Origin of the sequence: Pseudomonas wadenswilerensis (assembly GCF_900497695.1) — a bacterium.
GTDB classification, from domain to species: domain Bacteria; phylum Pseudomonadota; class Gammaproteobacteria; order Pseudomonadales; family Pseudomonadaceae; genus Aquipseudomonas; species Aquipseudomonas wadenswilerensis.
Genome location: NZ_UIDD01000007.1, coordinates 124,864 through 151,178 on the forward strand (window position 1 = coordinate 124,864; position 26,315 = coordinate 151,178).

A 26,315-nucleotide genomic window follows, 5' to 3' on the forward strand; every position below is an offset into this window, starting at 1 on the left:
GATGAACATCGCCCATTGGCTGCGCGATGCGGCCCAGCGCTGGCCGCGGCGGCCGGCGCTGTTCGAGGGGTGCCGCCAGGTCGCCGACTACCAGGCGTTCGCCGCGCAGGCGCGGGCACGCGCCCTGCAACTGCGCGACGAATACGGCATCGTGCCGGGCGACCGGGTGGCGCTGCTGATGAAGAACAGCTGCGCTTATCTCGAATTGTTGTACGCCATCTGGTGGAGCGGGGCGGTGGCGGTGCCGATCAACAGCAAGCTGCACGCACTGGAAGCCGCCTGGATTGCTGACAACGCCGGGGCCCGGCTGGTCTATACCGATGAGGGCCGGGTGTTCGACGGCGCGTCGCTGCCGGTCGGCTGCCGCGAACTGACCGCACCCGGGGCGGCCGATCAAGGCCCGGTGCCGGGCGATGAACTGCTGGAGCCGCATCCGCGGCAAGACAGCGACCTGGCCTGGTTGTTCTACACCTCCGGTACCACCGGGCGTTCGAAGGGCGTGATGCTGTCCCATGGCAACCTGATCGCCATGTCTTTGTGCTATCCACTGGACGTGGACCCGGTGACCGCTGAAGACGCGGTGGTTTATGCCGCGCCGATGTCTCACGGTGCCGGCCTGTACAATTTCATCCATGTGCGCTGTGGCGCCCGCCACGTGGTGCCGGCGTCGCGGGGCTTCCAGGCGGCGGAGCTGTTCGAGCTGGCGCAGGCGCTGGGCCAGGTCAGCCTGTTTGCCGCGCCGACCATGGTCAAGCGCATGGTCGACCAGGCCCGGCAGCAGGGCTATGGCGGCGAAGGGATCAAGACCATCGTCTACGGCGGGGCGCCGATGTACCTGGCTGACCTCACCCAGGCCCTGGACACCTTCGGCCCGCGCCTGGTGCAAATCTACGGCCAGGGCGAATGCCCGATGACCATCAGCGCGCTGTCGCGGGAGGCCATCGCCGACCGTGGGCATCCCGACTGGCCGCTGATCGCCGCGTCGGTCGGGCGTGCCCACGCCTGCGTCGAGGTGCGCGTGGTGGATGCGCAAGGCCAGCCCCTGACCCCTGGCGAACCTGGGCAGATCGCCGTGCGCGGGGCGGCGGTGATGCAGGGCTACTGGGACAACCCGCAAGCCACCCGGGAGGCCCTGGTGGACGGCTGGCTGCTTACCGGCGACATCGGTTTCCTCAACGAGCGGGGCTACCTGACCCTTACCGATCGCAGCAAGGATGTGATCATCTCCGGCGGCAGCAATATCTACCCGCGCGAAGTCGAGGAAGTGCTGATGCAGCACCCCGAGGTATTCGAAGTGTGCGTGGTGGGGGAGGCTGACGCTGAGTGGGGCGAGTCGGTGGTGGCCTTCGTGGTCTTGCGCACGCCCCACAGCCTCGATGCGCAGGCGCTCAACCACTGGTTCCTGGCGCGCATGGCCTCGTTCAAGAAACCGAAAAAATACCTGTTTTGCGCCGAGCTGCCGAAGAACAGCTATGGCAAGATTCTCAAGACCCGGCTGCGCCAGTGGTTGCAGGATCCCACCGGGCCCTTGAACAACCTCTGAAGCGCTGCATTACATGGATAGCACCACGACAGGAGTCCCCACTATGGGCGTGTCACCTTCCAACTCCCAGCGCCAGCGGCGCCGGGCCTTCATCGGCGCCACTTCCGGCCACTTGATCGAGTGGTACGACTATGGCGTCTACGGCTTTTTGGCCGTGTACATCGGCAAGGCCTTTTTCGTCTCTGACGATCCCACCAGCAGCCTGCTGGCGAGCTTCGCGGCCTTTGCCCTGAGCTTCTTCATCCGGCCCCTGGGCGGCCTGTTCTTCGGCCCCCTGGCCGACAAGATCGGCCGGCGCAAAACCCTGATCACCGTGCTGGTGATGATGGCCGGCTCCACCTTCCTGCTGGGGCTGCTGCCAACCTACGCCAGCATCGGCATCGCCGCGCCGGTGATCCTGGTGCTGATCCGCTGTGTGCAGGGCTTCTCCGCCGGCGGCGAGATCGGCACCATCACCAGCTTCATTTCTGAATACGCCGGGCCCGGGCGTCGGGGCTTTGCTACCTGTTGGCTGATGGTTACCGCCGTGCTCGGCCTGCTGCTGGGCGGCGCCGTGGCCAACGGCATGACCTGGGCCCTGGGCGCCGAGCTGATGCAGGAGTGGGGCTGGCGCATTCCGTTCCTGATCGCCGGGCCCCTGGGCTTCATCTCGATGTACATCCGCCTGAAGCTTGAAGACAGCCCAGAGTTCCTCGCCCTGGTCGAGGCCGGGCAGACCTCCAAAGCGCCGCTGCGCGAGGTCTGGCAGTGGAAGCGCTCGATCGCCCTGGTGTTCTTCATCATTACCCTGCACAGCTCGATCTTCTACCTGGTGCTGACCTTCGCCTCGACCTACATGTCCAACACCCTCAAGTTCGACAGCGGCACCACCTTGCTCTACGTATTCGTCGCCAGCCTCTCGGCGGCGCTGGTCATGCCCCTGGGCGGCGCCTTCACCGATCGTTACGGGCGCAAGCCGTTCCTGATGGTCATCGGCACCCTGGCGACCCTGGCTATGTACTGGTTCTTCAAGACCGCGCCCGGCGCCACCCCGGCCACCTTGTTCTGGCCGTTGATGGCCGTGGCGATCCTGTTCGGGCTGTACGCATCCTCGACCTACGCGCTGATGAGCGAGCTGCTGCCCACTCGCATCCGCTCCACCGGCATCGCCGTGGCCTACAACATCCCGGTGGCGGTGTTTGGCGGCAGCGCGCCGCTGATCTCCACCTGGCTGATCAAGGTGACCGGGGACATTACTGCGCCCTGGTATTTCTATGTGGCGACCGGGGTTGCCTCGCTGGTGGCGTTGGTGGTGTTGCGCAAGGAGGATTTTGTTGCCTGTGGGCATGAGGTCAGGCGGGAGGAGAGTGCGCCTGGGCTGCGGTTGGTTGATCCGCGGTCTTGAGTCTGCCAGGCGAGGTCGGCCCAGGCCGCCTTGCCCAAGCAAGGCGGCCTTTTCATTGCGTTGTTGGGCTTCAACCAGGAATCTGGATGTAGTTGAGGATCAACGCGATAACCTCGGTCGACGCGTGCAGTAGTACCGGCACGATCAACCCGCCACTGAGTACGCGGCTGCCGGCCAGGCCCAGGGAGTTGATGTTCTGTTGGTTGGTGGGCATGTTGGGAAAGGACTGGAGCACGATGACCATGATACCCAGGCTGACGATGAGCAGGGCCAGGAGCAGCATGCCGACGCGCTTGAAGATATTGTAGGGCGCAGCGGTGGGCGTGGAGGGTGTTGGGTAGGTGGGCGCGGAGGAATGCACGGGACGGTCCTTGTGTAGGCAATTCGGCGCGCATAATGCTCGGCCTGCAATTGGGTATCAATGGCCTGACCCGGAAATAAAGTATTTGCGCAGCGCGTGGCGACGCCCTTGAACAGCTCCACAACATTCTCCGATCCGTTGATCGCTACAATGTCGCGACAGCCGCACTTCTGCAAGACGCATGGGTGGTAAGGGAATTGAGGACGCTATGACTGACCGCGAACAACTCCATCGAGAGGGCTATGTGCTGCTCCGTCGAGCTATCCCGGCCGAGTGGCTGGGTGACCTTCGTGCCGTGTTCGATGCGGGGGTGAAACCATCGGGCCAATGGCCAGTGCCGCGCGGCATGGGCTGGCGCTATTCGCTGTTGGACTCTGATTCGAGGGTTCAGGCTGTGTGTCGTCTGCCGGAGGTGCTGGCGGCGGTTGGTGAGCTGATCGGAGAACGGTTCTTTCTCTCGCAGGTGGAGGGGCGCGAACCCCTTGCAGGTGGCGGTCATCAGCAGCTGCACCGCGACTTGTCGGCCCAACGGCCGGGCGACATGGTGAGCGCTCTGGCTTATTTCGACGATTATGGTCCCGAGAACGGCGCGACACGTATCGTCCCCGGCAGCCATCGCCCTGAGCAGGGACAGCCGCCATTCGACTTCAGTGACGAGTCCCGGTCTGTGCAGCTTTCAGGCTCCGCTGGCGACATCTTGGTGTTTGATGTCGATTTAGTGCATGCGGGCAGTCTGAACTCAATCGGCGCACGCCGTCGCTCCCTTCTGATTAGCTACTTTTCTGAGTCTCTATACGCGTCACACCTGGAAACAGTGGGCCTGCGAAGTGTTCGGATGGACACGACCGATCGGTTCGATCCCTCGGTTTTTGCCTTTGGGGCTATATAACCCGACCTACCTGACGCAAAAGCCGGTTATCCCTGGCAACACAGTCGGCCCGATGCGCTTGGCTATTGCTCCAGCCAACCTGGCGTCGAAGCATCAGGAGCGGCTGAAGTCGACCTCAACCGCTCTAGCGCATCAAAAGCGGGTTCGTCAGCCAAGCACAAGGCCTGCGAGGGACATTCGATTATCAGTGAGCAGTGCCATTTTCCAGGTTGATGTCCAAGGCTCGCACCTGAGTAAGCTCAGACTGGATATTCTGTGAGCGACAAAGCCACAGATACACCAGGGCCGAGACGGCAAGACCTATTGGCATACTGATATCAGCGCCTCCCAACTGCTCTGCGAAATAACCGGTGTACAACCCCGTATTCGAGAATGGCAGCATCACTGCGAAACCAACGATGTACGAGCCAATCCCTCTCCAATTCCATCGCCCATAAATACCGTTTGGGTTGAATATTTCGCTGATCGAATATTTACCGTGCCGAACAGCGTAGAAATCAACCAGGTTAATCGCCGTCCAGGGCGTGAAGAGATAAAGCAGTACCGCAAGGAAGTCGCCAAACTCCTTAACGAAATTTTCATCGGCCACGTAGGCCAGCAGCATAATGACCTGATGGATCGATTTGGTTTGGGCGCTGCGGCTGCTACTCGAGATTTTGCTCAGTATCGTGAGATAGCTCCGACCAACACTGAGCTCGACACCGTCAGCAAGCTTTATGTAATCCGAGATACATTCTCTCCGCTGGTAGAGCATCCGCCTGAGCGAGTACTCACTGCTCTAACGCAGGGATACGGATACAGCCTGGATGGTGAGAAGCCGCTCATTCTCAACGAGTCCGTTTCGCTGCTCAGCCAGCCTAAGGTGGAGATCCTGGCGCCGATCGCGCGCGCGATTAGCCTGAATCAGGTAGTGAGAATCAGCTACACGTCGGCATCGGGTGAATCTGAGCGTGAAATTGTGCCCTTCGCCATTAGCTGTGATGGCCTGCGCTGGCATGTTCGGGCTTACGATAGAAAGCGCAAAGATTTTGTGGACTTTGTTCTAGCCAGAATCGGTGCTGCTCAGATTCAGCAGGGGCAGAAGCCTCTGGAGAACGAAAATCTAAGAAATGACGACCAGTGGAATCGGATGCTGGATCTACCCCTGGTCCCACACCCGGATAAAAATTGCTCTCAGATCATGATGCGGGACTACGACATGCCTGATGGTGTGCTCAAGCTGCGTGTGCGTGCAGCAATGGCTGGGTATGTACTGCAGCAGTACCACGTAGACTGCTCGACTGATCACAGCATTGCAGACGAGGCATATCGACTCTGGTTGAGCGACCCTCTAGCTCTTTATGGTGTTAAAAGCGCCAAGCTTGCCCCAGGCTATAAAAGTCCCAACTGACAGTCTTGCCGAGCCCTATCAAGGCGAGCGCGGCTGCCTCGCTGCACCCGAACGTAGCGACCAGCAAAGACCCTTCTTGGCACTAGCCTGAACCCTTATGTTGCTAGGCGGTGCATGCGAGTTATCGCTGGCCTGCCCGCCGGACGGGGTGAAAAATGCAGGCTGAAGGGCGAAAGTGTGAGTTAACTACGAGCACTACAAGGGCCTGGATGTAGTAGGCAGTTACAGGGCAGGAAGGTGACCTTGGTGTGGGCAGCTATTACCTGAGTGGGATAGCGAAGGAGCTGATGGAGGATGTGGCGCATTCGTTCGGCAAAGTCACCTTCCGAACTCCTGCATTAAGGGCGATGGTGCCCGCGTATTAAGTGAACACCATGGCTTTCGGCGGCGGAGTCGGGAAGGTGTGGTCGCCGGCCCCTTACAGTTGGACCTTAGACTGGGGGTATCATTTTCAAACCATCCAAAGCATACCCTCAGATGTGCCCCAAATGTAGCAATCCACTGGAAGTGAATGGAGCTTCACGGTCTATGAAAAGACAGAAGTGATCAGTTGAACAGCCTGCCCGACGACGCCTAAAGACTCTCAGGATCCCCAAAAAACATCTGAATCCGCGACCGCAACCAGCGCTCCCCCGGATCATTATCCTGCGACCCGCGCCAGGCCATGTGCAGCTCGAAGGTCTGCACCTCCAGCGGCGGATCCTCGGCGCGCAGGCCGCCGGCGGCGGTCAGGACCTCGGCGGTATAGTCGGGCACGGTGGCGATGATGTCGGTGCCGGTCAGCAGGCTGCCCAGGCCGTTGAATTGCGGCACGGCCAGGACCACATGGCGCTTGCGCCCGACCTTTTCCAGGATCTCGTCCATGAACCCGCCCAGGTCGCCGGCAAACGATACCAGCGCGTGGGGGCGGGCGCAGAAGTCGTCCAGGCTCAGGCTCCCCGGCATGCTGTCGGCACGCAGCACCTTGGGTTTGCTACGCCGCAGCACCTTGCGCTTGGCGTTGGCCGGCAGGTCGTTGGTCCAGCTCACGCCGACGGAGATTTCCCCCGAGGCCAGCAGCGCCGGCATCAGCAGGTAGTTGACCCGGCGCACCACCAGGACGATGCCCGGGGCTTCGGCGCGCACGCGCTTGAGCAATTGCGGCAGCAGGGCGAATTCGGCGTCGTCCGACAGGCCGATGCGAAACACCGCGGTGCTGGTGGCTGGATCGAAGTCGGCAGCGCGGCTGACCGCGGTGGAGATCGAATCCAGCGCTGGCGAGAGCAGGGCGAAGATCTCCACCGCCCGCGCCGACGGTTCCATGCTGCGCCCGGTACGCACGAACAACGGGTCGTCGAACAGGTTGCGCAGGCGCGACAGGGCGGCGCTGATGGCCGGCTGGCCAAGAAACAGTTTCTCCGCCGCACGGGTCACGCTACGCTCGTGCATCAGGGTCTCGAAGACGATCAGCAGGTTCAGGTCGACGCGACGCAAGTCGTTACGGTTCATCGGCTCGGCTTCACAAGGCGGTTGGGGCAGGGGTGAATCTTACGGGTAAAGGCTGGTACCCTGCACCGCATAAATTGATGGAGGCTTCATTACCATCAATCAATGACAGGCATGTTGACTATTAATGGCCACTGATGGTCTAACCATCAAAGCCCGGATAGAGTTCAGGGCATTAGAGGTTCAATTGGCGAGGTTTGCGATGTCCCGCATGATCCGTTTCCACAAGTTCGGCCCGGCCGAGGTGCTCAAGATCGAAGAGCAGGCCCAGGCGCAACCGGCGGCTGGCGAGGTGCAGATTCGCGTTGAAGCGATCGGCATCAGCTGGTACGACGTGCTCTGGCGGCAGAACCTGGCACCGTCACAGGCACGCCTGCCTGCCGGTATCGGACACGAGATGGCGGGCGTGGTCACGGCCGTGGGCGAGGGTGTCGACGATCTTGCAGTCGGTGACAAGGTCGCCAGCTTCCCGGCCAGCAGTGCCAATGAGCACCCAGTCTACGGTGAAGTCATCGTCATGCCGCGCAACGCCCTGACCCGTTACCCGGAGATTCTCTCGCCGGTCGAGGCCAGTGTGCACTACACGCCGCTGCTGATCGCCTATTTCGCCTTCGTCGACCTGGCGCGGGCCAAGGCCGGGCAAACGGCGCTGATCACCGACGCCAGCCATTGCGCCGGCCCCGCCTTCGTGCAGCTGGGTAAAGCCCTGGGCCTGAAGGTCATTGCCGCGACCAAAGAGGCCGATCAGCGCGACTACCTGATCAAGCTCGGCGCCGACCGGGTGATCGTCACCGAAGAGCAGGACCTGCTCATGCAGATCAACAAGTACACCGACAACCGTGGTGTCGACATGGTCCTCGACGGCCTCGGCGGCCCGCAAATGGCCCTGCTCGGTGATGCCCTGGCGCCGCGTGGCAGCCTGGTGCTGTATGGCCTGCAAGGCGGCAACCAAACGCCGTTCCCGGCCTGCGCGGCGTTCCAGAAGAACATCCAGTTCTTCGTCCATTGCATCGGCAACTTCACCGGCAAGCCGGAGCTGGGTATCAGCCAGGACCAGGTGGCGCTGCAGCGTGCCTTGCGTGATATCAACCAGTTCACCGCCGACAAGCTGCTGACCCCGCTGATCATCAAGACCTATCCGTTCGAGAAGGTGGTCGAGGCGCACCGCTACATGGACGAATGCCCTTGCGGCGGCAGGCTGGTACTGGACCTGTCGCTGCCGGCGTAACGCCTGGCCAAATAAGCCACAGCCGCCAAGCCCGAGCATTGACTCGGGCTTTTTTGTGGGTATTTCCCAGGCCTGTTTAGGATGTTTCCGGGGTAACTTTTCCCGATGCGTCCGGCATGCTTGCGCTATGTTTGTGCAATAGGAAAAACAAGAACTGCCTGTCTGATTAGCGACTTTATGTTGGTCGAACCTGAATGGTTTTTTTACCCTGATCTGTATCTTTTATTCGCTGGGCAACGCCCGATAATAGTTCGTCAACTGTCGTCTCACGGAGCGAGGCAAGATGGGTCGCAAGCCAGGGGTTAAAGGTGTCGTGCTGCCAGGCTGGAGGAGGGAAGGACGATGATCAGCAAAAGCTTCTGAAGTGGTTTTTCGTAGGAAGTTGTAGGAAGTTTCTTAGGATTAACTCTGTTTGTCCTTACTTTGCTGATTGAAAGTTCTTCAAAGGAATATTTTTCTTTCAGGTGGCCGTTTCTGAATATCGGGTACGCGTTATGAGCAGCATTCACGACCAAGCCATGCAATACATTTATCAGCAAGTCCTGCAACGCTTGCTGGATCACTTGTCACAAGCCCAAAAGGCGTCCTTGCAGTTGCTGATACAGCGCTTGATAGTCGCCGCCGGCGGTATCGAACGCATCAACGGTTTCAAGTTGATGTTCGCCCATGATGGTAGCCAGAACGCCAGCCATGCACTGGCTTGCTTGCGGGCGGCACAACTGAGCATCGCCGCCCGTACACCGGGCACTTTTCAGCTGCGTGTCGCGGTGGTGCGCCAGCCCGGCATGAGCACCACGGCGCTGAGCAACCTCAATACGGGTTTTCCGCGTTGTTCCTGCATGATGATCCGCGGGTTGAACTGCTGATGCTCGATGACCAGCAGTTGCTGCCCTTCGACAGCCGTCACAGCCCTTCGCCGAACCAGCAACAAGCCGAGCGTCACGAGCTGCTGTTGTTCGGTCACTTGCTGGCCGGATTGCCGCGCGCCGGCTTTGGCAGCCATGGCTACCTGCGCCTGGCCGATCTGTGCCGCCAGGCGCTGGGCTGGCGCGGCGGCGTCGATGCGATCATCAGTGCCCAGCCGCTGCCTGAACGCAGGCGTTACCTGGCCTGGAGCCGCAGGGCCCTGCGTGAGGAGGACCTGTTCAGCATCCGGCCTATTCACAGCTGCGCCGCCTCGCTGTGCGAAGGGCTGAGCGAACTGCGCCGGCGCTACCTTGAGCAGTTGTACGGGCAGGTGCAAGGCGTCAGCTCAACGCCGATCGGCGATTACTGCGCGCCGGCGATGCGTTTCATCACCATCGATGACCTGGTACACGACCCCGAGGTCCCCCATGACGAGCGCCTGAACCGCTTTCTGGGTTGTCGCTTTGACGAGCAGTACTTCGCCTGCGACCGCTCGGGCACGGCAAACCCGCTGTTGCTGGCGCATTTGCGCGGGCTGCACGCGCAGTTCATCGAAAACAGTGACTACCGTGAGGGCGTTGATGCCCACCTGCGTCAGGCGCGCCAGCAGATGCAGCGCAAGGGGCTGCCACGGGCCCTGCAAAATCGCGTGCTGGGGCGCTGGCAGAATGCCGAGCAGTTGCAGCAGCGGCGCACCCAGGCGGATGAATTTGCCTTGCAGGCCTATGGCCTGAGCGAAGCGCAGCTGGTGTGCCAGCTGTTTGCGCCGTTCGTCTCCCGCGGCATGCGCCTGGAAATCTTTCTGCGCCGCTGTCATCCGGGCATGCTGGTGGCCTTGCCCTATCTGCACAAGGCATTGCAGCAATTGCCGGCCCCCGAGCCTGTGGTGCAGTGGATGGTCGATATCAGTGGCCTGAGCCTGCCGCTGCTGCAGATGCTGTACCAGCGAGAGCCGCAAATCTGTGCCCGGCCACGCTCGCTGCTGGCGCGAATCCAGGGCCGCGGGGCGGATCTGCGACACCTGCGCCTGCCGCCCACGGCGTGGTCGTGGCTCATGGCCGAGCAGCCTGGCTGGCGCTGATGAAAACCTCGGACAATGGCGAGTTCGCCTATCGGGCGGTGTATCGCTACCTGGTCGAATTGATTGAGCAGATGGCACCAGGTAGCTACAGCAGGTTGCCGTCGTTGCGCGACCTGGCCCAGCGCCTGGATGTGTCGATTTCCACGGTGCAGTACGCCTATTCGTTGCTTGAGCACGAAGGACGGGTGCAGCCGGTGCCCAAGTCGGGCTATTTCGCCAAAGTGCCCAATTCGGACATTCAGCCACGCAGTGGCGGTGATTTGCTTCAGGACCTGCAGCAGCATGGCAACTCACCGCGGATGCTGGTGCTCAGTGGCAGCCAGGCGCAAGCCTTGCAATCGCTTGAATCCGCTCTGTTGGGCATCGAGCGTCAATTGCTGCGTCAATATCCGCGCCTGGCCGGTGCGCCGCAGCCCTGTGGCGAGCTGGAGCTGCGCACCGCGCTGGCAGCACGTTACACCCGTTCGGCGCAGTTGTACTGGAGTGCCGAGGACGTCTACCTGGCGCTGGATGTGCGCTCGCTGCTGGAAACCACCCTGGCGGCCCTGGAGCTGCACAACAGCGCGGTACTGGTGACCACGCCCTGTTCCTGGCGGTTGTTGCGAGTGTTCCAGGCCGCGCGCATACGGGTCATCGAGCTGCCCCTGGGGCCTGAGGGCGGGCTGGACCTGGAGCGTTTCGCCCGGCTGTTGCGCGACGAGCCGGTGCGTCTGGCCATGCTGGCTTCACGCTTGAGCGTGCCGCACGGCAGCCTGATGCCCGAAGCCGATCGGCAGGCCGTGGCACGGCTGCTTGATCAGCATGGGGTGTGGCTGCTGGAGAACGACCTGGATGCCGAGCTGTGCTATCGGCCAGCCGCTGCAGGCTACCTGCGCGAGCTGGTCGACCCGCAGCGGTTGCTGGTGTTTTCATCGCTGGAGCGCAGTGTCGGTGCCGAGGCGCCGTATGCCTATCTGCTGTCCCGGCAATGGCAGGGCTCCCTGCACCGGCACTTCCTGCTGCGCGGTTTTCGCCTGCCGCCATTGCGCCAGCAAGCGGTGGCACGTTTGTTCAACAAGGGGCGCATCGACCTGCACCTGGAGCAACTGCGCCAGCGTCTGCACGAGCGTTTGAGCCACCTGTACCGGCAAATGCAGCTGCACCTGGGCAGCCAGCTCGATTTCCGGATGCCGGCCGGGGGCGCCTGTATCTGGGCGCGGGTGCGGGCACCGGTGGATACCCGGCCATTGTTCCACCGCTTGTTGCAACAAGGCCTGGTGATCGCTCCGGGGGAACTGTTCAGTTTGTCTGGCGACTTCCGCCAGCACCTGCGCCTGGGCTGTCCGGCAGGGCCCCAGGGTGACCTGCAATATGGCCTGAGTGTGCTCAGCGACGAACTGCAGCGCATGCAGAGCGCCTCCTAAACGATCAGCGGTCGCGAGCAGGCTTGCCAAGCAAAGCGATCTGTATGTATAACCAGTGTTTCAGCCCTCTGCCCGTAGCCTGCTGTGATCGCCCATTCCGTCGACGACCCGTTCTATTACCTGCACAACTTCCAGCAAGTGCTCGACTGGATCGAGCTGCGCTATGCCGACCTGCTCGACGATCAGGAGCAGGCCTTCATCAGCCGGTTCCGTCAGCAGCCGCAGGCCGCCCGGGCCTTGCTGGTGCGCATGGTGATGCGCAAGGGCCTGCTGTTTCGCCCAAGCAAGCTCGACTACGCCGAAATCGGCTCGACGCCGACCGCCCTGGCGCCATTGCTGACCGAGGGCTGGGTGGTCGATGACAGCCCGCTGAGCCTTGAGCAACTGTTCCAGCTGTTGCGCAAGGACGAGCTGGCCAGCGGCTTTGCCGACCAGCTCGAGCGGCCACGGGCGGCCAAGGGTGAACTGCTGGCCCAGTTGCAGTCGCTTGAGCTGCAACCGCGGCCGTTGCAGGAATGGCTGCCGGGCTTCGCCGAACCGATCATCGAACTGCGCCTGCAGGCCTTGTGCGACCGCCTGCGCCTGCTGTTTTTCGGCAACCTGTACCAGGACTGGTCGGAGTTCGTGCTGGCCGACCTTGGTTTGCTGCGCTACGAACAAGTGGCCTTCAGCGACGACTCGCGGGCCTTGCGCAAGCGCAGCGATATCGATGTGGCGCTGGCCTTGCACCAGTGCGCCGAGCTGCTGGAGCAGGGCGTGGCCCTTGAGCAGGTGGTCGAACACATCGAGTGCCTGGACAGCGACAACCCCTGGTTGCTGCGCCGACGCTCACGGCTGCTGTATCAGCTCGGCCAGCACAGCGAGCGCCTGGCCGACTGGCAACTGGCCTTGCGCATCTACCCGCGTAGCCAGCATCCGCAGGCGCGCATCCGTCATGTGCGGGTGCTGGAGCGTAGCGAGCAGTGGTCGGCGGCGTTCGAGCTGGCCTCACAGATTGCCCGGCAACCGGCCAATGGCCTTGAGGTCCAGGCCCTGGCGCGGATGTTGCCGCGTTTGCAGCGCAAGCTGGGCGGGCCGCCGCAGCCACGGCGAGCCAAGCCGCAGGTCTGCCTGGTCGAGCTGCAGTTGCCGGCCGAACTGGCCGCCCTGGGTGTCGAGCAGGCCGTGCAGTTGCACCTGGGGCAGGGCGGCGGGCAGGTGCATTATGTCGAGAACAGCCTGTTTAACAGCTTGTTCGGCCTGTTGTGCTGGGAGGCGATATTCGCGCCGTTGCCCGGCGCGTTTTTCCACCCGTTCCAGAGCGCACCGCAGGATCTGCATGACGCCGAGTTTCATGGCCGGCGCAGCGCGCTGTTCGCCCGGTGCCTGGGGCAACTGGACGACGGCAGCTACCGGCAGACCATCCGCCGCCATTTCATCAGCAAGCAGGGGCTGCAGTCGCCTTTCGTTTATTGGCAGGTGCTCAGCGAAGAGCTGCTTGAACAAGCCCTGGCCTGCCTGCCAGCAGCGCACCTGAAAAGCTGCTTCGAGCGCCTGCTCGAAGACATCCAGGCCAACCGTTCGGGCATGCCCGACCTGATCCAGTTCTGGCCCGAGCAGCAGCGCTACCGCATGATCGAGGTCAAGGGCCCGGGCGACCGCCTGCAGGACAGCCAGCTGCGCTGGATCGAGTTCTGCGCCGGGCACGGCCTGCCGGTGGAAGTCTGCCACGTGCAATGGGCGCCATGAGCTACAGTGTGGCGGTGCGGGCGCTGTGCGAATTCAGCGCCAAGGTCGGCGATCTCGACCTGCGTTTCACCCCGTCGCCCACGGCCCAGGAGGGCATCAGCGGGCACCGTCGGGTGGTGGCCGGGCGCGGCCAGGGCTATGAGGCCGAAGTCAGTCTCGAAGGCCAGTATGCGGCATTGCAGGTGCGCGGCCGCGCCGACGGTTACGACCCGCGGCTCAACCGTCTCGAAGAAATCAAGACCTACCGTGGCGACCTGGCGCGCCAGCCCGACAACCACCGCCAGCTGCACTGGGCCCAGGCCCGGGTTTACGGCTGGTTGCTGTGCCAGCAGCGCCAGTTGCCGGCGCTGCGCCTGGCGCTGGTCTACTTGAATGTCGACAGCGATGAACAGACCCTGGTCGAGGAGCAGCGCAGCGCTCAGGAGCTCGAGCAGTTTTTCAATGCCCAATGCGCGATCTTCCTGCACTGGGCCGAGCAGCAGTTGCAGCGCCAGGCCTTGCGCAATGAGGGCTTGCAGGCCCTGGCATTCCCCCACGGGCAGTTTCGCCACGGACAGCGCGAACTGGCCGAAACCGTGTACAAGGCGGTCAGCACCGGCCGCTGCCTGATGGCCCAGGCCACCACCGGCATCGGCAAGACCCTCGGCACCTTGTTCCCGCTGCTCAAGGCCATGGTCCCGCAGCAACTGGACAAGATTCTCTTCCTCACCGCCAAGACCCCCGGCCGCGCCCTGGGACTGGAGGCGCTGCAGCAGGTGATGGCCAGCGGCACCCAGCCCGCGCTGCGCAGCCTGGAACTGGTGGCTCGCGACAAAGCCTGTGAATACCCTGGTGCGGCCTGTCATGGCGATGCCTGTCCGCTGGCCAAGGGTTTTTACGACCGCCTGCCAGCGGCGCGCCAGGCGGCGCACGCCGTGGCGGTGCTGGACAAAGCGGCCCTGCGCGAGGTGGCCCTGGCCCATCAGGTCTGCCCGTATTACCTGGGCCAGGAGATGGCTCGTTGGGTCGACGTGCTGGTGGCCGACTACAACTACTACTTCGACCAGAGCGCCTTGCTGTTCGGCCTGGCGCAGGTCAACCAGTGGCGCCTGGCGCTGTTGGTGGACGAGGCGCACAACCTGGTCGAGCGGGCCCGACAGATGTACAGCGCCAGCCTCGACCAAGGCCAGCTGCTGGCCCTGCGCAAACTGAAACCCGCGGGGCTGAGCAACGCCCTGGACCGCCTCAACCGTCAATGGAATGCCCTGCACAAGGAACAGCTGGCGCCTTACCGAGTGGTCGACGGCCTGCCTGAAGCCTTGCTCAAAGCCTTGCAGCAGTGCGTCGGGGTGATCCAGGAGCAACTCAACCAGACGCCGAGCGGTATTGATCCGGCGGTGTTGCAGTTCTTCTTTCAGGCGCTGCAGTTCACCCGCGTCAGCGAGTTGTTCGACGAACACTTTCTGTTCGATATCAGCAAGCGCCCGGGCCCGGGCAAACGCGCCTTGTCGACCCTGTGCCTGCGCAATGTGGTGCCCGCAGCGCTGATCGGCCCGCGACTGGCGGCGGCGCGCAGTGCCACGCTGTTTTCCGCCACCCTCAGTCCGCGCCACTACTACGCCGACCTGCTCGGCATGCCGCCCGACTGCGCCTGGCTCGAGGTCGCCTCACCCTTTGCCGCCGAGCAATTGCAGGTGCAGGTGATTAGCAGCGTCTCGACCCGTTACCAGCACCGGGAAGCGTCGCTGGCGCCGATCGTCGAGCTGATTGCCGGGCAGTATGGCCGCGCACCGGGCAATTACCTGGCGTTTTTCAGCAGTTTTGAATACCTGCAGCAGGTCTCGACCCTGTTGGCCGCGCGTTATCCGGCCATCCGCCAATGGAGCCAGGCACCGGGCATGGATGAGTTGCAGCGCCAGGGCTTTCTCGAACGTTTTGCTCCCGAGGGCCAGGGCGTCGGTTTCGCTGTGCTGGGCGGCGCCTTTGCCGAAGGCGTCGACTTGCCGGGTACGCGCCTGATCGGCGCCTTTGTCGCCACCCTCGGGCTGCCCCAGGTCAACCCGGTCAATGAACAGATCAAGCAGCGCATGGCCCGGCTGTTCAGCGCCGGGTTCGACTACACCTACCTGTATCCCGGGGTGCAGAAGGTCATCCAGGCGGCGGGCCGGGTGATCCGTGGCACCGAAGACCGCGGCACAGTGCTGCTGATCGATGACCGCTTCGCCGAAGCCCGGGTACAGCGCATGTTTCCGGCCTGGTGGGCGCCGCAGCAGAAATAATCGCGGCCTTGGGGATAGCCACGGTCGCTTGCTGGTCAAAGTGCCAGTAAACTGCGTGTTTTTATCACCCTGAACATCCTTTCTTGAGGTTTTGCATGAAGCTCAGTCCTTTGGCGGGCAAACCGGCCCCAGCCTCCGTGCTGGTGGATATCCCGCAACTGTTGACCGCCTATTACACCGGCCAGCCCGATGCCAGCGTCGCAACCCAGCGCGTTGCGTTCGGCACCTCCGGGCACCGTGGCAGCTCCCTGGACCTGAGCTTCAACGAAAACCACGTGCTGGCGATCAGTCAGGCGATCTGCCTGTACCGTCAGGCCAAGGGTATCGACGGCCCGTTGTTCATCGGCGCCGACACCCATGCGCTGTCGACCCCGGCAGCGGCCAGCGCGCTGCAGGTGCTGGCCGCCAATGGCGTCGAGGTAATGCTGTCCAAGGATGACGAGTACACCCCGACCCCGGCGGTGTCCCACGCCATCATCTGTTACAACCGCGGCCGCAGCAGCGGCCTGGCCGACGGTATCGTCATCACCCCGTCGCACAACCCGCCGCAAAGCGGTGGCTTCAAGTACAACCCGCCCAATGGCGGCCCGGCCGACAGCGATGTCACCAAGTGGATCGAGGCCAAGGCCAACGACCTTCTGGCCGCGGGGCTGGAAGGCGTCAAGCGCATCTCCCATGAACAGGCGCTGGCAGCCAGCACCACCCATCGTCATGACTATGTCGCCAGCTATGTCGCCGATCTGGAAAACGTCATCGATTTCGACGTGATCCGCAGCGCCAACCTGCGCCTGGGCGTCGACCCGCTGGGTGGGGCAGGGGTGCGCTACTGGTCGGCGATTGCCGAGCACTACAAGCTGAACCTGGAAGTGGTCAACACCGAGGTCGATCCGACCTTCCGCTTCATGTGCGTCGACTGGGACGGACAGATCCGCATGGACCCGTCTTCGCCGTATGCCATGCAGGGCCTGATCGGCCTGCGCGAGCGCTTCGACGTGGCCTTCGCCTGCGACCCGGACCACGACCGCCACGGCATCGTTACCCAGAACGGCCTGCTGGCCCCGAACAACTACCTGGCGGTGGCCATCGACTACCTGTTCCAGCACCGTCCGCAGTGGCGCAACGACGCCGCAGTGGGCAAGACTGTGGTCAGCAGCGGCCTGATTGACCGCGTCACCGCGCGTCTGGGGCGTCGCCTGTTTGAGGTGCCGGTGGGCTTCAAGTTCTTCGCCGACGGCCTGTTCGATGGCTCCCTCGGCTTTGGTGGCGAGGAGAGTGCCGGTGCCTCGTTCCTGCGCAAGGACGGCAGCGTCTGGACCACCGACAAGGACGGCCTGATCCCGGCGCTGCTGGCGGCAGAAATCACCGCCCGTACCGGCCGCGACCCGAGCCAGGCCTACGCCGAGCTCACCGCCAAGCTGGGTGAGCCGTTCGCCACCCGCGTCGAGGCCAAGGCCAACCCACAGCAAAAGGCCCTGCTGAGCAAGCTGGCGCCCGAGCAGGTCAAGTCGACGATGCTGGCCGGCGAGCCGATCGAGCAGATCCTCAGCCATGCACCGGGCAACAACCAGGCCATTGGCGGCCTCAAGGTGATGACTGCCAACGGCTGGTTCGCCGCGCGGCCGTCGGGTACCGAGGATATCTACAAGATCTACGCCGAGAGCTTCATCGATGAAGCGCATTTGCAGCGCCTGGTGGCTGAAGCCCAGGAGCTGGTGGATGCGGCGATTGCCTGACCGCTGACAGCATCGCTGGCAAGCCAGCTCCCACAGGTGTTGCAAATATCTGAGAGATATCACCTGACCTGTGGGAGCTGGTCTTGCCAGCGATGGGCCGCATAGCGGCCCTAGGCTACATCGACCAGCACAATCTCACTGTCCTGCACCGCCATCACCCTGAGCACCTGCTCATCCTCGATCGCCACGCCGTCACGGGCTTCGGCGCGCACACCGTTGACTTCAACCAGGCCCTTGGCCGGCACCAGATAGCCACGGCGCCCCGCCTCGAAGCGGTATTCGGCGGTCTCCCCAGCCTGCAAGGTCGCCGCCAGCAGACGAGCATCGGCGCGGATCTGCAAGGCCTGCTCATCGCCCTCACGGCCACTGGCCAGGGTCACGAAGCCTTCGCCGCGCTCGCCCTTGGGGAACGGCCGGGTACCCCAGGACGGCGGCTGGCCAACGCGCTCAGGGATGATCCAGATCTGGAAAATCCGCGTATCGACCTTCTCCAGGTTGTACTCGCTGTGGGTGATGCCGGTACCGGCACTCATCACTTGCACGTCACCGGCCTCGGTACGGCCCTTGTTGCCAAGGTTGTCCTGGTGGCTGATGGCGCCTTCACGCACATAGGTGATGATTTCCATGTCGCGGTGCGGGTGCGGCGGGAAGCCACTGCCGGCGGCGATCAGGTCGTCGTTCCAGACCCGCAGGTTGCCCCAGTGCATGCGCGCCGGGTTGTGGTATTCGGCGAACGAGAAGTGGTGATGGGCGTCGAGCCAACCATGGTTGGCATGGCCAAGGCTCTTGAACGGGCGCAGTTGCAGCATGTTGGCTGTCCTCGAAAGGGAGTGGATGGGGCAGATGATCCATCAAACAATGATCGAAAATAAGCGTAAATTTCGGCTGATTATCATCATATCTGTCGATATATAGAGCTACGGTGATTTGTGCGCTTCATCGCCTAATTCACTGATCTGCAAGCAATCGGCTGGTGATTTTTGCCCGATGGAGCGAACATGGCCGCTGGTTTTTATTCTGTTGGAGTCGGTGTGTCTGAAGAGCGTCCCAAGCTACCCCTGGAGTTGATTGCGCCTGCGCAGTTGCCGTGGCTGCGTCGCCTCACCGCTCGCCTGCTCGGGCGCAGCCTGAGCCGCTTGCAGGCGCAGCATCGCGATTCCTGGTTCCAGGGCCATGCCAGCGGTCAGCGCACCGGTCACGCCGATGGCCTGCGCGAAGGCTACGAAGAAGGGCGGATCGACGGCTACGAGGCCGGGCGCCAGGTCCTGGTGATCCGCGACACTCGCCCCGACGGCCACGGCGTTCCCGGGCTGGACGACGCCCTGTTCGACGACTGGCGCCTGCCGCTGAGCGCCGAGCTTAAAAAGCGTTTCAAGGCCGACGTCGCCCAGCGCCTGCCGGCCCATGCCCAGCCAAGCGCGGCGCAGTGGAAGATGATCTTCAGCGACACGCCGTCGACCTGCGTGATCGCCGGTGCCGGTGCCGGCAAGTCCACCTCGCTGGTGCTGCGTATCCTGTTGCTGCGCCATTACCTGGGCTACGAGCTGGACGCCATGACCGTGGTGACCTTCACCCGCGAATCGCGCAAGGACTTCATCAGCCGCCTGCTGCAGGTGTTTGCCTTGTGGCAGCTCGACCTCAGCCAGGTTCAGGCCCGCGAGCTGGTGCGCACCTTCCATTCACGCATCCTGCCGCTGGTGCGCAGCCTGCCGGGTTTCAGCCAGGTGCGCGCGTTCGAGACCCTGGGCAGCGAAATGCCCGGCGGCAGTGAAGCCAACGCCGAGAGCAACCCGTTCGACCTGCGCATCAACGACGCCCAGCGCCAGCAGCTCAACCTCTGCTACCGCGACCTGCTGGGCAGCAGCCCGCGCTTTGCCGAGCTGATTGCCAGCCTGCGCCGCGAAGCCCTGCAGCTCAAGGCGCTGGACCGCGATCACCCCGACGTGCAAAAGCGCGTGGCGGTGACCCAGCTGTCTGCCAGTCGCGACGAAGAGCTCTGCGACACGATCGAAGACCTGTGGTTTGCCGCGGGCGCCTGGCCGATCAAGGGCATCGAGCCGAGCCGCGAAACGGTCGAGATCAACGGCAGCCGTTTTCACTTCCACGGCCATATCGCCGAGCTGGACGCGTACGTGGTGCTCGGCTTCGACCCCAAGGAAAACCAGCAGTACAAGCGCCCAGGGGCCAAGCTGCCGGTGTGGGCGGAGTGGGTGATAAAGCGCACCCTGTTTCAAGCTTTCTGCGATAAGCCTGTGATTTGGCTAGAAAATTACTCCGCTGCCAAGCGCCTGACTTCCTCCCTGGCGGGTGATGCCGTGGCCGGCCCCGGCTTCGATTACAAGGTCAAGGGCGAGCTGGCCGCCGCGCCGCTGCTGGATGCCTTTGTCGGCGCCGCCGGCTTTATCGAGAACCTCGGGCTTGAGGTCAACAAGGCGGTCGGCGCCATGAGCTTCCCGGCGGGTGACAGCGATGCGCTGTTCTTCGAAGCCCTGGGCCTGTACTGGAAAGCCCTGGAAGCGCACCTGCTGGGCCAGTCGCCACCGATCATGAGCTACAACCGCATGTTCGCCCTGTTCGGCGAAAACAATCCGGAGAACCTGCAGCTGTTGCCCGACCCGCTGCTGCGCCCGCTCGCGCACCTGATGATCGACGAGTTCCAGGATGTATCACCGCAGATCGTTTCCTGGCTGCGCGCCTGCCTGCGCGAGATCCGCCGTCGTGGCCCGGCCATGCAGGTCGGGCGGGTGGCGCAGCATTCGTCGTTGCTGTGCGTGGGCGACGACTGGCAGTCGATCTACGGCTGGCGCGGCAGTTCGCCCAAGTACTTCATGGAGTTCGCCAAGGAATTCCCGGCACCGAGCAGCACCCGGGTGATGCTCGCCGACAACTACCGCAGCCACCAGCACATCATCGATGCCGCCGAGCACATTGTGAAATCGGCGCCGGCCATCAGCGGCAAGAAGGCCAGGGCCTGTGGCCCGGCGGCCGAGACACCGCTGCCGGTCAAGGTGCTCGAGCGCGACGAGGCCAGTCTCGCCGAGACCCTGCTTGAGCACTACCGCAACGGCGAGTCGGTGATGCTGCTGTACCGCAAGAGCAGCGACAAGGCGGCGATTGCCGACCATTTGCAGGCATTGGTCAACCACGAGGCCGGGTTGCCGGCGGCACAACGGCGCCTGCGCCAGCTGACTTATCACAGCGCCAAGGGGCTACAGGCCGATGCGGTGTTCATGCTCGGCGATTGTCAGCACCTGACCAACTCACCCTACAAGAACCAGGTGTATCGCCAGGCAGGTCTAGGCCGCAACGGCGATGCCCAGGCGTTCGACAACGCGCAGAAGGATGAAGTGTTGCGTCTGGCTTACGTCGCCATTACCCGGGCGGCGAAGCATTGTTACTGGTATGTCGAGAAGCCGACGGCAGAGGCGGCCAACCTGCCACGGGCGTCGAGCCAGGTGGATGGGCGCAAGGTGTTCTTCGAGGATGGGCGGGAAATGGCCGGCAGCTGATTCTGGCGCTGCCTGGATTACGACCGCTGCGCGCTCGATCGCTGGCAAGGCCAGCTCCCACAGGTTGTGCAGACACAGATCCAATGTGGGAGCTGGCTTGCCAGCGATGAGGCGTGAATCAGGCCTTCAGTGCCGCATCCGGCGCCACCGCCGGCACCGGCTTGCCGGTGGCGGCCTCGACGCGACGCGCTACTGCCGGGTCGTCGGCGAAGGGGATCAGGCTGGCCTGATCGTCCACTTCGCCGGTGTGCCGCTGCAGGCAGGCGCTGGTGACCAGGTAGAAGAACAGTACGCCGCTCAGGCAGTAAAGCGCATACAACCAGTCATCCATGTCCGTGCCTCCTAGGCCAGGCTGGCGTTGTTCAGCGCCAGTCTTTCATCGGCCACCCGCACGGTGCGCCAGGTGTTATAGGCCATCAGCAGCATGCCGCTCAAGAAGCACACGCCACCGACAAAGCGCACGATAAAGCCCGGATGGCTGGCCACCAGTGCTTCGACGAACGAGTAGGTGAGGGTGCCGTCGTCGTTGGTGGCGCGCCACATCAGGCCCTGGGCGATACCGTTGACCCACATCGAGGCGATGTACAGCACGGTGCCGATGGTCGCCAGCCAGAAGTGCAGGTTGATCAGGCCGACGCTGTACATCTGCTCGCGGCCAAACACTTTCGGGATCATGTGGTACAGCGAGCCGAAGGTGATCATCGCCACCCAGCCCAGGGCACCGGCGTGGACGTGGCCGATGGTCCAGTCGGTGTAGTGCGACAGGGCGTTGACGGTCTTGATCGCCATCATCGGCCCTTCGAAGGTCGACATGCCGTAGAACGCCAGCGACAGCACCAGAAAGCGCAGGATCGGGTCGCTGCGCAGCTTATGCCAGGCGCCGGAGAGGGTCATCATGCCGTTGATCATGCCGCCCCAGCTTGGCGCCAGGAGGATCAGCGACATGGCCATGCCCAGCGATTGTGCCCAGTCGGGCAGGGCGGTGTAGTGCAGGTGGTGCGGGCCGGCCCAGATGTACAGGGTGATCAGCGCCCAGAAGTGCACGATCGACAGGCGATAGCTGTACACCGGCCGGCCCACTTGCTTGGGCACGAAGTAGTACATCATCCCCAGGAAACCCGTGGTCAGGAAGAAGCCCACGGCGTTGTGGCCGTACCACCATTGCACCATGGCGTCAGTGGCACCGGAGTACACCGGGTACGACTTGAACCAGCTCACCGGAATAGACAGGTGGTTGACCACGTGAAGCATGGCGATCACCACGATGAAGGCACCGAAGAACCAGTTGCCGACGTAGATATGCTTGGCCTTGCGGCGCATCAGGGTGGCGAAGAAGACGATCCCATAGGCGACCCAGACGATGGCCATCCACACCGCGCCGGTAAATTCGATCTCGGCGTATTCCTTGGTGGTGGTCAAGCCCAGGGGCAGGCTCACCAGCATGATCACGATGGTCGCCTGCCAGCCCCAGAAGGTGAAGGCGGCGAGCTTGTCGCTGAACAGCCGCACCTGGCAGGTACGCTGCACGGCGTAATAGCTGGCGGCAAATTGCGCGCTACCGGCAAAGCCGAAGATCACCAGGCTGGTGTGCAAGGGGCGCAGGCGACCGAACGAGGTCCACGGCAGGTCGAGGTTAAGCTCGGGCCAGACCAGTTGCGAGGCGATCCAGACGCCCATGGCCATGCCGACGATACCCCAGACCACCGTCATGATGACGAATTGCCGGACCACCTTGTAGTTATAGGCCTGCGCCTGTTGATGTGTGCTCATGGCTAGTTTCCACAGTTCCTGTATGGCTCGCCCTGCCGTGGGGCAGGGGCACAGGCGCAGACTCTAGGAAGCTGCCGGCATACAAAACAGACTCAGAAACCAGCGTTAACACCGGATCAGATTAAACCCCCGTATTCATTGGCTGATACAGCACCTGTTATGGGCATGGTGTGGCGATTTACCTCTGTTCTGCATTGATCGTGCCGGCAAAAGCGTGTCGCTGTGTCGCACACAAAACCCCGTGGAATTATCTTGACATCACCTTAAATGCGGCCGCAGAATTTCACAAACTTTGCGCGCAAAGTTTTGTGTCGGGCGACAGCACGAGCCCGGCAGTGGTGCGCAACCAACCTTGACGCCATCCCGCTATACGCCCCCCGTGACGGTGCTCTCAAGCCGGGACGGGGTACGCGCGCAGCGGCGGCACACTATAAGAACGAAGGGAGCAACAGATGAAGCTTTCCAAGGAACTGGTCCTCCAGGCAAAAGCGACGTTCGGGACACCGACCTACCTCTACGATGAAGCCGTGCTGCGCAGCAGTTTCAACGAGTTGCGCGATGCATTGCCGGACTGCGTGGACATCTTCTATGCACTGAAGGTCAACCCGAACCTGTCCCTGGTGAAACTGATCCGCTCTTATGGCGGTAACACCGAAGTGTGTTCGCTGGGCGAACTGGAAATTGCCCTCAAGGCCGGCGTCGATCCCCAGGACATCATTTTCCTCGGTCCTTACAAGAAGCCCGAAGAACATCGGCGAGCCCTGGAAGTCGGGGTGTTTGCCATCGTCGTCGAGTCCGAGACCGAACTGCGCAAGCTCTCGGCCCTGGCGGGCGAACTGAACTGCGTGGCACCGGTGGCAATCCGCATCAACCCGAACTTCTCCGCCTCCGGCTCGCCGTGGAAGATGGGCGGGCGGCCGACCCACTTCGGTATCGAAGAAGACACCGCAGTAGCCAACTTCGGCGACTACGCCGCCCTGGCGAACCTGAAGATCAAGGGCATCCACGTCTATAACGGCACCAAGATCCTCGACGCCCAGTCGGTATACGACAACGCCAAGTACATCCTTGGCCTGTACCGCAGCCTGACCCGGCGCTACAACCTGGACATGACCATGGTCGATGTCGGTGGCGGCCTGGGCATCAAGTACTACGAGAACGAGAGCGAGCTCGACACCCGCCAGCTCAAGCAACTGCTGGCGCCGCTGTTCGAAGCCTTCAACCAGCAGTTCCCGCAGACCCGCATCATTGTCGAATCCGGGCGCTTCGTCGCCGGCAAGTGCGGCGCCATGCTGGTGACGGTCGACAACATCAAGGAAAACCACGGCAAGACCTTTGCCGTCACCGATGGCGGCACCAACTGCCATGGCGCCGCCGCAGGCAGTGGCCAGGTGCTCAAGCGCAACTTCCGCATTGTGCATGCCACCGGCAGCACCGGCGCACCGCTGCGCGAGTACCATATCTCCGGGCCGCTCTGTAGTCCCGACGACCTGCTGGCCCGTGACCTGCAGATCGAAACCCTGCACGAAGGCGACATCCTCGCCGTCACCGCCTCCGGCGCCTACGGCCCGTCCGCCTCGCCAACCCTGTTCCACAGCCATGGCCACCCGGCCGAGGTGATCGTCAGCAACGGTCAGTTGTTCCTCGCCCGCGCCCGGCAAACCGCCCTGGACATCCGCGACAGCCATGCCGACGTGCCGCTGGCGGCCATGCTCGCTGGCGCACCGGCGGTTGCCGAACCAACGCCGATCGCCCAGGCCGCCACCCAGCGCCAGCTCGGCGAGATCCTGCGGGTGGTGCTCAAGCTGCCGGAGAACACCGTGATCAGTGCCGATTCGCACCTGCGCGATGACTTGGGCCTGGACTCGCTGACCTCCATGGAGCTGCTGGTCAACCTCGAAGACGACATCGAAGGCTTCTTCGTCAACCCCGACACCATCGCTCCGGGCCACTTCAATACCGTGGCGACCCTGGCCGGTTATATCGATGCCCATCGTCAACCGGCGGCTGTGCGTCGGGCACGTCTCGAGGTGCAGCATGAAGGCGTCTGACGTCCTTTTGCAGCACGTGCTGGACGGCCCCAACGGCTTGCACCCGGACAAGGCGGCGGTCATCTACGCCGATGAAACCTATACCTATGCGCAGCTTGACGAAGCCAGTGGGCGCCTGGCCGCCGGCCTGCAGGTCAATGGCCTGCAACGCCAGGAGCGGGTGGTGGTGTGCCTGGGCAACCGGGTAGAAACCGTCTGTGCCTTCTGGGGCGTGCTCAGGGCTGGCGGGGTGATGGTCAACGTCGGCCTGGAAACGCCGGCCGACAGCCTCGATTACATCATTCGCGATGCCGAAGCCTCGGTGCTGATCACCACCTCGGAGAAATTCGCCAGCCTGCCCGCCAGCACCGCCGAGCTGAGTTACCTCAAAGCCATCGTGCTGCTCGACGGCGAGGCCGACTCACCCGATACCCTCACGGTCGAAAGCCTGCTAGGGCAGGGCGCCGGTGTGCCGCTGCCGTGTGGCAACCTCGACCTGGACCTGGCGGCGATCATCTATACCTCCGGCTCCACCGGCGCGCCCAAGGGCGTGATGCTCACCCACCGCAACATGCTCGCGGCGCTCAATTCGCTGCACACCTACCTGGGTTACCAGGCCAGCGACAATGTGCTGTGCTCGCTGCCGCTGTCGTTCGACTACGGCCTTTACCAGATGATCATGGCCCTGAGCACCGGTGCCACCCTGGTGCTGGAGAAGGAGTTCACCTGGCCAATCTTCCTGATCAAGAAGATTCGCCAGTACCAGATCACCGTGATCCCGTTCGTGCCGACCATGCTCATGCTCCTGCACGAGTATGCGCACAAGCGCGAGGCGACCTTCCCCCAGGTGCGCATGGTGACCAACACCGGCGCGGCATTGAAGCCGACCCACATCGCGCAGATGAAGGGCCTGTTCCCCCAGGCGCTGATCTTCTCGATGTACGGCCTGACCGAGTGCAAGCGCTGCACCTACCTGCCACCGGAAGACATCGACGACAAGCCCGGCAGTGTCGGCATCGCCATCCCCAACACCGAACTGTGGCTGGTGGACGACGAGGGCAGGCGCATCAATCAGCCCCACCAGGTCGGCCAGCTGGTGATTCGCGGCGCCACGGTCATGGCCGGTTACTGGCGCAACCCCCAGGCCACGGCGCAGAAGCTCAAGCCAGGCCCGTACCCGGGGGAAAGCGTGCTCTACACCGGCGACTATTGCAGCCTCGATCAGGATGGCTACCTGTACTTCCAGGGGCGCATGGACCATGTGATCAAGTCGCGCGGGATGAAGGTCAGCCCCAGCGAGGTCGAGAGCTTCCTCTACGCCATCGATGGCGTCGAAGCGGCGGCTGTGGTCGGTATCGAACATGCATCGGTCGGCGAGGGGCTATGGGCATTCGTGACCTTGGGCCAAGGTGTGACCCTGAGCGTGGAACAGTTGCTCGAACGTTGCCGACAGGGCCTTGAACCACACAAGGTACCCCTGTCGATCAGCGTTGAAGGCAACTTGCCGCGCACCGCCAACGGCAAGTTCGACCTGCGGCAACTGCAGCAGACGGCGCGCGCTGCGCAACTGGCCCTGGCCGGTTGAGCGGCGCCTTTCATGGGTGATTCAGTCATACA

The 26,315-nt window shown here is 63.0% G+C and carries 20 protein-coding genes; 14 read left to right on the plus strand and 6 right to left on the minus strand.

Features of this window, described 5'->3' with window-relative positions:
- Nucleotide 1 precedes the first annotated feature (1 nt).
- Together CCOS864_RS11725 and CCOS864_RS11730 are read left to right on the plus strand one after the other, a co-directional pair.
- Complete coding sequence (locus CCOS864_RS11725; protein WP_115086456.1) at nt 2-1,543, plus strand: class I adenylate-forming enzyme family protein; 1,542 nt, start codon at nt 2-4, stop codon at nt 1,541-1,543.
- Nucleotides 1,544-1,586: 43 nt separating this feature from the next.
- Nucleotides 1,587-2,927 (plus strand): MFS transporter, encoded by a 1,341-nt coding sequence (locus tag CCOS864_RS11730; RefSeq protein ID WP_115086457.1) that lies wholly within the window; start codon nt 1,587-1,589, stop codon nt 2,925-2,927.
- A gap of 70 nt (nt 2,928-2,997) precedes the next feature.
- Here the strand turns inward: CCOS864_RS11730 and CCOS864_RS11735 are convergent, their stop codons facing one another.
- Entirely contained in the window at nt 2,998-3,288 is a 291-nt protein-coding gene (locus tag CCOS864_RS11735) for a hypothetical protein (RefSeq protein WP_148708532.1), read from the minus strand.
- 208 nt (nt 3,289-3,496) lie between these two features.
- Between CCOS864_RS11735 and CCOS864_RS11740 the strand changes: the two genes are divergently transcribed.
- Entirely contained in the window at nt 3,497-4,177 is a 681-nt protein-coding gene (locus CCOS864_RS11740; RefSeq protein WP_115086459.1) for a phytanoyl-CoA dioxygenase family protein, read from the plus strand.
- Nucleotides 4,178-4,361: 184 nt separating this feature from the next.
- On the opposite strand, the gene CCOS864_RS11745 is transcribed toward CCOS864_RS11740, so the two are convergent.
- Nucleotides 4,362-4,907 (minus strand): cytosine permease, encoded by a 546-nt coding sequence (locus CCOS864_RS11745; protein ID WP_244211922.1) that lies wholly within the window; start codon nt 4,905-4,907, stop codon nt 4,362-4,364.
- Here CCOS864_RS11745 and CCOS864_RS11750 point away from each other — a divergent pair.
- Complete coding sequence (locus CCOS864_RS11750; protein WP_115086460.1) at nt 4,791-5,567, plus strand: WYL domain-containing protein; 777 nt, start codon at nt 4,791-4,793, stop codon at nt 5,565-5,567. The genes CCOS864_RS11745 and CCOS864_RS11750 overlap by 117 nt on opposite strands.
- Nucleotides 5,568-6,140: 573 nt before the next feature.
- Here the strand turns inward: CCOS864_RS11750 and CCOS864_RS11755 are convergent.
- Nucleotides 6,141-7,055, minus strand: coding sequence for a LysR family transcriptional regulator (locus CCOS864_RS11755; RefSeq protein ID WP_115086461.1), 915 nt, complete (start codon nt 7,053-7,055; stop codon nt 6,141-6,143).
- Nucleotides 7,056-7,254: 199 nt separating this feature from the next.
- Between CCOS864_RS11755 and CCOS864_RS11760 the strand changes: the two genes are divergently transcribed.
- The 7 genes from CCOS864_RS11760 (at nt 7,255) to pgm (ending at nt 17,389) form a co-directional block, all read left to right on the plus strand.
- Nucleotides 7,255-8,280, plus strand: a complete 1,026-nt coding sequence (locus CCOS864_RS11760; RefSeq protein ID WP_115086462.1) for a zinc-dependent alcohol dehydrogenase family protein — start codon at nt 7,255-7,257, stop codon at nt 8,278-8,280.
- Nucleotides 8,281-8,798: 518 nt separating this feature from the next.
- Complete coding sequence (locus CCOS864_RS11765; RefSeq protein ID WP_148708533.1) at nt 8,799-9,146, plus strand: hypothetical protein; 348 nt, start codon at nt 8,799-8,801, stop codon at nt 9,144-9,146.
- Nucleotides 9,110-10,267, plus strand: a complete 1,158-nt coding sequence (locus tag CCOS864_RS11770; protein WP_148708534.1) for a hypothetical protein — start codon at nt 9,110-9,112, stop codon at nt 10,265-10,267. The genes CCOS864_RS11765 and CCOS864_RS11770 overlap by 37 nt, the downstream gene beginning before the upstream one ends.
- Nucleotides 10,267-11,670 carry an aminotransferase-like domain-containing protein gene (locus CCOS864_RS11775; RefSeq protein ID WP_115086465.1) on the plus strand — a complete coding sequence of 468 codons (1,404 nt, stop codon included), beginning with the start codon at nt 10,267-10,269 and terminating at the stop codon, nt 11,668-11,670. Before CCOS864_RS11770 ends, CCOS864_RS11775 begins: the two co-directional genes overlap by 1 nt.
- Nucleotides 11,671-11,754: 84 nt before the next feature.
- Nucleotides 11,755-13,398 carry a VRR-NUC domain-containing protein gene (locus CCOS864_RS11780; RefSeq protein WP_115086466.1) on the plus strand — a complete coding sequence of 548 codons (1,644 nt, stop codon included), beginning with the start codon at nt 11,755-11,757 and terminating at the stop codon, nt 13,396-13,398.
- Complete coding sequence (locus CCOS864_RS11785) at nt 13,395-15,656, plus strand: ATP-dependent DNA helicase (RefSeq protein ID WP_115087100.1); 2,262 nt, start codon at nt 13,395-13,397, stop codon at nt 15,654-15,656. Before CCOS864_RS11780 ends, CCOS864_RS11785 begins: the two co-directional genes overlap by 4 nt.
- Nucleotides 15,657-15,751: 95 nt before the next feature.
- A complete protein-coding gene (gene pgm / locus CCOS864_RS11790) occupies nt 15,752-17,389 on the plus strand; it encodes a phosphoglucomutase (alpha-D-glucose-1,6-bisphosphate-dependent) (protein ID WP_115086467.1) in 1,638 nt (545 codons plus the stop codon).
- A 110-nt stretch (nt 17,390-17,499) separates the two neighbouring features.
- Here the strand turns inward: pgm and CCOS864_RS11795 are convergent, their stop codons facing one another.
- A complete protein-coding gene (locus CCOS864_RS11795; RefSeq protein WP_115086468.1) occupies nt 17,500-18,198 on the minus strand; it encodes a pirin family protein in 699 nt (232 codons plus the stop codon).
- Between the two features lie 189 nt (nt 18,199-18,387).
- On the opposite strand from CCOS864_RS11795, the gene CCOS864_RS11800 reads away from it, so the two are divergent.
- Nucleotides 18,388-20,898, plus strand: a complete 2,511-nt coding sequence (locus CCOS864_RS11800) for a UvrD-helicase domain-containing protein (protein ID WP_115086469.1) — start codon at nt 18,388-18,390, stop codon at nt 20,896-20,898.
- Nucleotides 20,899-21,016: 118 nt separating this feature from the next.
- Here CCOS864_RS11800 and CCOS864_RS11805 read toward each other — a convergent pair whose 3' ends face one another.
- On the minus strand, nt 21,017-21,229 hold the full coding sequence (locus CCOS864_RS11805) for a cbb3-type cytochrome c oxidase subunit 3 (RefSeq protein WP_233673448.1): 213 nt from the start codon (nt 21,227-21,229) through the stop codon (nt 21,017-21,019).
- An 11-nt stretch (nt 21,230-21,240) separates the two neighbouring features.
- Nucleotides 21,241-22,668, minus strand: a complete 1,428-nt coding sequence (gene ccoN / locus CCOS864_RS11810; RefSeq protein WP_115086470.1) for a cytochrome-c oxidase, cbb3-type subunit I — start codon at nt 22,666-22,668, stop codon at nt 21,241-21,243.
- Between the two features lie 452 nt (nt 22,669-23,120).
- On the opposite strand from ccoN, the gene CCOS864_RS11815 reads away from it, so the two are divergent.
- Both CCOS864_RS11815 and CCOS864_RS11820 read left to right on the plus strand, forming a co-directional pair.
- Nucleotides 23,121-24,719, plus strand: coding sequence for a phosphopantetheine-binding protein (locus CCOS864_RS11815; protein ID WP_115086471.1), 1,599 nt, complete (start codon nt 23,121-23,123; stop codon nt 24,717-24,719).
- Nucleotides 24,706-26,283 (plus strand): class I adenylate-forming enzyme family protein, encoded by a 1,578-nt coding sequence (locus CCOS864_RS11820; protein ID WP_115086472.1) that lies wholly within the window; start codon nt 24,706-24,708, stop codon nt 26,281-26,283. The genes CCOS864_RS11815 and CCOS864_RS11820 overlap by 14 nt, the downstream gene beginning before the upstream one ends.
- Nucleotides 26,284-26,315: the final 32 nt, after the last annotated feature.

Bases quoted from the DNA above. Each gene is read 5' to 3' on its own strand.
- pgm (WP_115086467.1), top strand. From the start codon at position 15,752: ATGAAGCTCAGTCCTTTGGCGGGCAAACCGGCCCCAGCCTCCGTGCTG.
- CCOS864_RS11730 (WP_115086457.1), top strand. From the start codon at position 1,587: ATGGGCGTGTCACCTTCCAACTCCCAGCGCCAGCGGCGCCGGGCCTTC.
- CCOS864_RS11765 (WP_148708533.1), top strand. From the start codon at position 8,799: ATGCAATACATTTATCAGCAAGTCCTGCAACGCTTGCTGGATCACTTG.
- CCOS864_RS11820 (WP_115086472.1), top strand. From the start codon at position 24,706: ATGAAGGCGTCTGACGTCCTTTTGCAGCACGTGCTGGACGGCCCCAAC.
- CCOS864_RS11795 (WP_115086468.1), bottom strand. From the start codon at position 18,198: ATGCTGCAACTGCGCCCGTTCAAGAGCCTTGGCCATGCCAACCATGGT.
- CCOS864_RS11800 (WP_115086469.1), top strand. From the start codon at position 18,388: ATGGCCGCTGGTTTTTATTCTGTTGGAGTCGGTGTGTCTGAAGAGCGT.
- CCOS864_RS11775 (WP_115086465.1), top strand. From the start codon at position 10,267: ATGAAAACCTCGGACAATGGCGAGTTCGCCTATCGGGCGGTGTATCGC.
- CCOS864_RS11755 (WP_115086461.1), bottom strand. From the start codon at position 7,055: ATGAACCGTAACGACTTGCGTCGCGTCGACCTGAACCTGCTGATCGTC.
- CCOS864_RS11815 (WP_115086471.1), top strand. From the start codon at position 23,121: ATGAAGCTTTCCAAGGAACTGGTCCTCCAGGCAAAAGCGACGTTCGGG.
- CCOS864_RS11805 (WP_233673448.1), bottom strand. From the start codon at position 21,229: ATGGATGACTGGTTGTATGCGCTTTACTGCCTGAGCGGCGTACTGTTC.
- CCOS864_RS11785 (WP_115087100.1), top strand. From the start codon at position 13,395: ATGAGCTACAGTGTGGCGGTGCGGGCGCTGTGCGAATTCAGCGCCAAG.
- CCOS864_RS11725 (WP_115086456.1), top strand. From the start codon at position 2: ATGAACATCGCCCATTGGCTGCGCGATGCGGCCCAGCGCTGGCCGCGG.
- ccoN (WP_115086470.1), bottom strand. From the start codon at position 22,668: ATGAGCACACATCAACAGGCGCAGGCCTATAACTACAAGGTGGTCCGG.
- CCOS864_RS11740 (WP_115086459.1), top strand. From the start codon at position 3,497: ATGACTGACCGCGAACAACTCCATCGAGAGGGCTATGTGCTGCTCCGT.
- CCOS864_RS11750 (WP_115086460.1), top strand. From the start codon at position 4,791: ATGGATCGATTTGGTTTGGGCGCTGCGGCTGCTACTCGAGATTTTGCT.
- CCOS864_RS11760 (WP_115086462.1), top strand. From the start codon at position 7,255: ATGTCCCGCATGATCCGTTTCCACAAGTTCGGCCCGGCCGAGGTGCTC.